The 688-nt window shown below is 63.1% G+C and carries 1 pseudogene; it reads left to right on the forward strand.

Features of this window, described 5'->3' with window-relative positions:
• The first annotated feature begins 76 nt into the window (after positions 1 to 76).
• Positions 77 to 604, forward strand: a pseudogene (locus P1T08_18880) (transposase).
• The last annotated feature ends 84 nt before the right edge of the window (positions 605 to 688 follow it).

Genomic DNA, 688 nt, shown 5'->3' on the forward strand with positions numbered 1-688 from the left:
ATCACTGGCGAGCAGGTGGTCCCATCCCCCTGGCGAAACTCATCTCAAGGTGGTCCCATCCCGCTGGCGGGCGACATCTCGGTATCGGGACCGGCACAACCTGGCCGGTGCGAAGTCGGATGCTGGTGATGCGAAGGTGTTGGCTGATCTGGTCCGCACCGACCGGCATAACCACCGGCCGATCGCTGGGGACACACCCGGTGTTGAAGCGATCAAAGTGTTGGCCCGGGCCCATCAGAACCTGATCTGGGTGCGGACCCGGCATGTCAACCAGCTGCGGAACGCTCTGCGGGAGTATTACCCCGCGGCCCTGGAAGCTTTCGATGATCTCGACGACCGGGACACTCTGGCCGTGCTGGAACGTGCACCAGACCCTGCGGTGGGTGCACGGCTCAGTGTCACTCAGATCCGTTCGGTGTTGAAACGGGCCGGCCGGCAACGCAACCTTGACCGGCGGGCCCGCCAGATCCAGGCTGCGCTCCGCAGCGAACAACTGGTCGCACCGGATCCAGTTGTGGCCGCCTTCGCCGCATCGGTGAAAGCAACGGTGGGAATCCTCAAAGAGGTCAACCGACAGATCGAAGAACTCGAAGCCACCTTGGCGGAACGTTTTAGCCTGGATCCACCGATTCGGTTGGCTGGTGGTGGTTTTGGGGGTTGAATCGGGGTCGGGTGGGCCGGATTGTGG

Source organism: Acidimicrobiia bacterium, from assembly GCA_029210695.1.
Taxonomy (GTDB): domain Bacteria; phylum Actinomycetota; class Acidimicrobiia; order Spongiisociales; family JAHEDJ01; genus JAHEDJ01.